This window comes from Psychroflexus sp. MES1-P1E, from assembly GCF_002836055.1.
Taxonomy (GTDB): Bacteria; Bacteroidota; Bacteroidia; order Flavobacteriales; family Flavobacteriaceae; genus Psychroflexus.
Genome location: NZ_PJBS01000172.1, coordinates 1 through 4,968, shown reverse-complemented (window position 1 = coordinate 4,968; position 4,968 = coordinate 1). Strand labels below are relative to the sequence as shown.

The 4,968-nt window shown below is 34.4% G+C and carries 6 protein-coding genes; 4 read left to right on the top strand and 2 right to left on the bottom strand.

Annotated elements, in window-relative coordinates:
• Positions 1-122 precede the first annotated feature (122 nt).
• From CXF67_RS08015 to CXF67_RS08000, 4 genes are read left to right on the top strand one after another with little or no spacing between them, the layout of a single operon-like run.
• Complete coding sequence (locus CXF67_RS08015; protein WP_102088282.1) at positions 123-335, top strand: hypothetical protein; 213 nt, start codon at positions 123-125, stop codon at positions 333-335.
• 35 nt (positions 336-370) lie between these two features.
• Positions 371-874, top strand: coding sequence for an RNA polymerase sigma factor (locus tag CXF67_RS08010; RefSeq protein ID WP_102088281.1), 504 nt, complete (start codon positions 371-373; stop codon positions 872-874).
• Position 875: 1 nt separating this feature from the next.
• A complete protein-coding gene (locus CXF67_RS08005) occupies positions 876-1,517 on the top strand; it encodes a hypothetical protein (protein WP_102088280.1) in 642 nt (213 codons plus the stop codon).
• Positions 1,513-2,496, top strand: coding sequence for a peptidoglycan DD-metalloendopeptidase family protein (locus tag CXF67_RS08000; RefSeq protein WP_308302184.1), 984 nt, complete (start codon positions 1,513-1,515; stop codon positions 2,494-2,496). Before CXF67_RS08005 ends, CXF67_RS08000 begins: the two co-directional genes overlap by 5 nt.
• A gap of 272 nt (positions 2,497-2,768) precedes the next feature.
• Here the strand turns inward: CXF67_RS08000 and CXF67_RS07995 are convergent, their stop codons facing one another.
• Positions 2,769-3,917 carry an IS91 family transposase gene (locus tag CXF67_RS07995; RefSeq protein ID WP_102088278.1) on the bottom strand — a complete coding sequence of 383 codons (1,149 nt, stop codon included), beginning with the start codon at positions 3,915-3,917 and terminating at the stop codon, positions 2,769-2,771.
• Positions 3,917-4,705 carry a tyrosine-type recombinase/integrase gene (locus CXF67_RS07990; RefSeq protein WP_257984630.1) on the bottom strand — a complete coding sequence of 263 codons (789 nt, stop codon included), beginning with the start codon at positions 4,703-4,705 and terminating at the stop codon, positions 3,917-3,919. Before CXF67_RS07990 ends, CXF67_RS07995 begins: the two co-directional genes overlap by 1 nt.
• Between the last annotated feature and the right edge of the window lie 263 nt (positions 4,706-4,968).

Sequence of the window (4,968 nt, the reverse complement as noted above, 5' to 3'; positions counted from 1 at the left end):
GCAATAATTTGAATCTAGCATACTACAAAAAATAAAAACCGTATTTCTTGTCATATTTTTAAAAAACTTGTCACTAAAAGAATAGAGACACATTAAAACAGGTGTCATTAAACTTTAAGAATATGGAAAATAGCAAAAAAATAAAACAGTTTTTAAGCAACACAATAATTATTAATAGCATTGTTTGGGCAACAGTGATGATTGTTTCTTATTTTATATTAGGAGATGCATACAAAAAAATTAGCTATATTTTATTGAGTGGTTTTTTTATCGATTTTTTAAGAATGAATTCGGCAAAAAATAAATTGGAAGAGACACCTTCAAAAAAAGACTAAGCTAGTACTTCATTTTTTTTGATATCTTTAAATGCATGGGTAATTCACAAAATACTTTTGAACAACTCTTAAAAGAGAACAAACATAAAATTTACAGAATTTGTAGAATTTATGCTTCTACTCCTATAGAACCACAAGACCTTTTTCAGGAAGTAGTTTTTCAGATATTGAAATCACTGCCAAATTTCAAAGGAAATTCTTCTGTTGATACTTGGGTGTATAGAATTGTGCTAAATGTCTGCTTACGTTCCAAAATGAACCTCGACAAAAGCAATCAGAAAACAGCACGGTTTGATGCCATTCACTTTACGCCAGTTGCAGAAACTGCAGATGTATTTGAAGAAGAAAAGTTTACATATTTAAAAGAATGCATTGCTACTTTAAATGAAAGTGACACCTCTATTATTGTATTGTATTTAGATGAATTGTCTTACAAAGAAATTGCAGAAATTACAGGCTTATCAGAAAATCATATTGCCGTAAAAATGAAAAGAATACGAAATAAATTGTTTGAATGTATTACACCAAAAATCAATTAATATGCTAGAACAAGAACTAAAAAATATCTGGAAGAATTCTTCAAAAACAGCTCAAATAAGCATTGAAACGGATCGATTGGTAGAAGAGTTTGACACAAAGATGACATACATTCAAAAGAAAATTAGAAATAGAGACGTAAGAGAAATTTGTGCTTCTGTAATTGGCATACTAATTTTTAGCTTTTTTGCATATGAAATTCCGTTTCCAATTACCAAGTTCTCCTGTTTCTTATCTATTCTGTGGTTTGTATATGTGATCTATAAATTTAGAAAATCAAATCAACAAAATTCATCTGAAAAGTTCTCCTTATCGCTTAAAGAACAACTAGCACATAAAAAACAGCTATTGCAACAACAGGAAAAACTATTATATTCTGCTGCCTATTGGTATGCTGGTCCATCATTTATAACAAACTTTATATTTATTATCGGCTTGGAAAACCCAGCAGATTATAACTGGAAAAACCTGTTTGCAGAAAACCTACTACCATTAACAGCTACCGATAAAACAGGCATATTAATAGGTCTGGCATTCTTTTATTTGTTTAGTATATGGATCAACAGAAGAGCCGCTAGAAAAGACGTACAACCAATTTTAAAAAATATCGAAGTTATTCAGCAACAACTAAACAACTCAAATTAAAACAACAATACTGAAAATATACATCCTAAGTACACTAACAATTCTACTTGTAAATATTGCAGTAGCACAACAAGAAACTACTATTTCAAAAACAGTAGCTACCGAATTTCAAAAAAAATACAACACCAATGATTATGAAGGGGTTTTTATTATGTTCACTAAAGAAATGAAAAACTTTATGCCACATGATAAAACATTGGCATTTTTAAGCGCTTTAAAGACACAGGCTGGCAGCATAAAAAAAAGAGTATTTATAAAATACCCTCAAGCCAATGTCGCTTTATACAAAACAACTTTTGAACGTGCTGTGGTGGCATTGTTTATTTCTGTAGACGCAAACTCTAAGATAAATGGATTGATGGTAAAACCGTATGTGACTGAAAATCAACCTGTACTTAAAAGGAATATCTCTAAATTAATCTTACCTTTTAAAGATGAATGGACTGTTTTTTGGGGAGGAGAGACTAAAGAGCAGAACTACCATGTTGCATACAAATCTCAAAAGAATGCGTTTGACATGATCATTACTGATTCAGCTGGAAAAAGCCATAAAACAGATGGAAAGAACAACGAAGATTACTATGCTTTTGGTAAAGAACTATTAGCACCAGCAAATGGAGAGATTGTATTGGTAGTAGACGGAATTAAAGACAACAAACCTGGTGTTTTGAACCCAAGTTATATTCCAGGAAATACCGTAATCATAAAGACGAGTAATAACGAGTATTTATTCTTTGCGCATTTTAAACAACATTCTATACAAGTAAAACAAGGCGAGATAGTACAACAAGGAGATGTGTTAGGGTTGTGTGGAAACTCTGGAAATTCTTCTGAGCCACATTTGCATTTTCATATTCAGAATGTAGAAAACATGAATATTACTACTGGAGCAAAAGCATATTTTGAAGAAATTTTAGTTAATGGAATATTAATAAAGGAATATTCACCTATTAAATCTGAGAAAGTAAAAAACAAATAAAAACTATTGCCAATAACTAAGCATATGGCGCGCCGATAGGCTAGCGCTATATGCCTTGTTGACTGATCCAGATTCGATAAGGGGGAAGACGATGGTTTTTGTGTGGGTACTAAAATGAAGAAGCCTTATAAACTAGCAAGAGTTTTAGTATTTTGTGATACGAAAATCACTTTTTAACATTATTTCTGTTTTTCTCAACTCCTAATCGACTGATTTTAGTCAGTTTTTTACGTTTTAGGCATAGGAATGTTAGTCCCATCTAGAGCTGTTTTTTATGCTTTGTATTTCAATAAGATACGCTGTGTTATTTCTTTGTAATTCTTTGGTGGCCCACGACTATCGAAGGTTAAAAGTGTAATTAACCTTCCTTTTCTGCAGCTTGGGCACATTCGATGGAGCGATTTCTCTTGAGTCACAATCGTTTCAATGTATACCAAATCCTTGTCTGCCAATTGCAATTGCAAATGTGGCAACTTCTCTTTTTTCCAACCGCTACTTAAAAATCCATAATGACGTATTCGGGTAAAACCTTTAGGCAGAATATGCAACTGAAAACGGCGTATAAATTCTTTGCTAGAAAGTGTTAAGGTGATTTTCTTACCGCCTTTTTTGTAATCTTTTAAACTAAAAGTAACCGTTCTGTTTTGTTGGTCAATCTTAAGAATACGGTGGTTGCTAATGGCAATCTTATGGGTGTAGCGTCCTAAATATTCAATCACATTTTCTGGTTTCCCAAAAGGAGGTTTTGAAAACACCACCCATGCTTTTTTGAATAAATTATCATATAACGATTGCGGTAATTGCGGAAGTGCTTTGCGTAATTTGGCTGCAAAACGACCTCGGTATTTATCACTCATTGCTTCTACCGAAAATAGAAAATCATCTTTTGATGTTCCTTTTTTCCAAAATCCAGCTTTTGAAACACCACCTCCAGGAACGATACAGTGCAAATGTGGGTGTAATTGCATATTCTGTCCCCAAGTGTGCAATACAGCAACCATTCCTAGTTTCCCGCCCAGATGTTCAGGGTTGTTCCCAAAGGCACTTAGTGTTTCCCAAACGGTATCAAATAATATTTTATAAAGCACTCTGGGATATCGTAGTGCTACAAAATTAAGATGATCTGGAAGTGTAAAAACAACATGAAAATAAGGCACAGCAAGGAGTTCCTTCGTTCTGGCTTCAATCCACTGCTGCTGTTTATGTCCTTGGCAGGTAGGGCAATGCCTATTGCGACAAGAATTAAATTGCAAGTGTAGTTTCTCGCAATCCTCGCACCAGTCTAAATGTCCGCCAAGGGCTTTGGTGCGGCATTTACGTATGGCGTGTAAGGCGAGTGCATTCCAAGTAGTATGCGCTATCTCGTGCAGATGGTCTACTTCTAAATTTAATACATCTGCTACCTTGTATGTGGGTTGCATTAGCTCCCAAACAAGGTGTCCAACGGACTAAATTTAACCGAACTCCCCGTATTGGAAACATGTAAATACATAATGGTGGTTTCAATACGAGCGTGTCCTAAGAGTTCTTTTAAGCTCCTGATGTTCAGACCATCTTCCAGTAAATGCGTGGCGTACGAATGCCGAAGCGTGTGGGTGGTAAATTTCTTTTTGGTGTTTACCTTAGAGCGACTTTCTTTGATAACCCATTGAATCCCTACAGGGGTAAAAGCTTGTGCAATTCCGCCTTTTGTAACCTGACTGTTAAAAATATATTTTATGGGGTGTTCAGTTTTAAAATATTTTTTTAAGCCTCTAATCAGATGCACACTCAAAGGAACATAGCGATCCGTTTTCTCTTTCTGTTTTCTTATAAACACCATTTTTCGCTCAAAATCTACATCAGATTGCAACAGATTACATAGCTCATAACTACGCAATCCACAGCCGTAAAGCAGTGCAAGCATTAATCGATGTTTTAAGTATTTGGGAGCGTTTAATAACTCGCGAACCTCTTTTTTATTGAGCACGATAGGAAGATCTTTTTGTCTTTCTATCTGCGGAAGTTGGATGCGTTTTTTATCCATTCCCAAAACCTTATAAGCAGCACGAAGTCCATAAATGGTATGTTTAAAAAAACTTTCGGAAGGGGTTTTATGAAGATTTTGACAATGAAAAAGGTAGTCGTTTATCTGCTCTTCAGTAAGGAGTTCTGGGCTGCATTTATAATAAATAGCTAGGTGAGCAAGGCAGCGCAAGTAATTATTCAAGGTACTTGAAGCTTTGCCATTTATGGAAAAATTTTTCTCTAGTGAACGTGTTAGTTCTTCAAATTCGGGTGCGACGTCTAAGGCCGTTTCTAAAATGGTCTCGCTTTTTTTTTTGATACATAATCTTAAGTTGTTTGTGAATCACTTAATTTACTGTATTTTTATAAGGAACTAAAAAAGCTTCCGAGGTACGAGGATTAGTTCAACAATGGCTATAATTAATTGCTTTGGCAAGTGCTTATTTGGAAAATTCCGGAGGAATT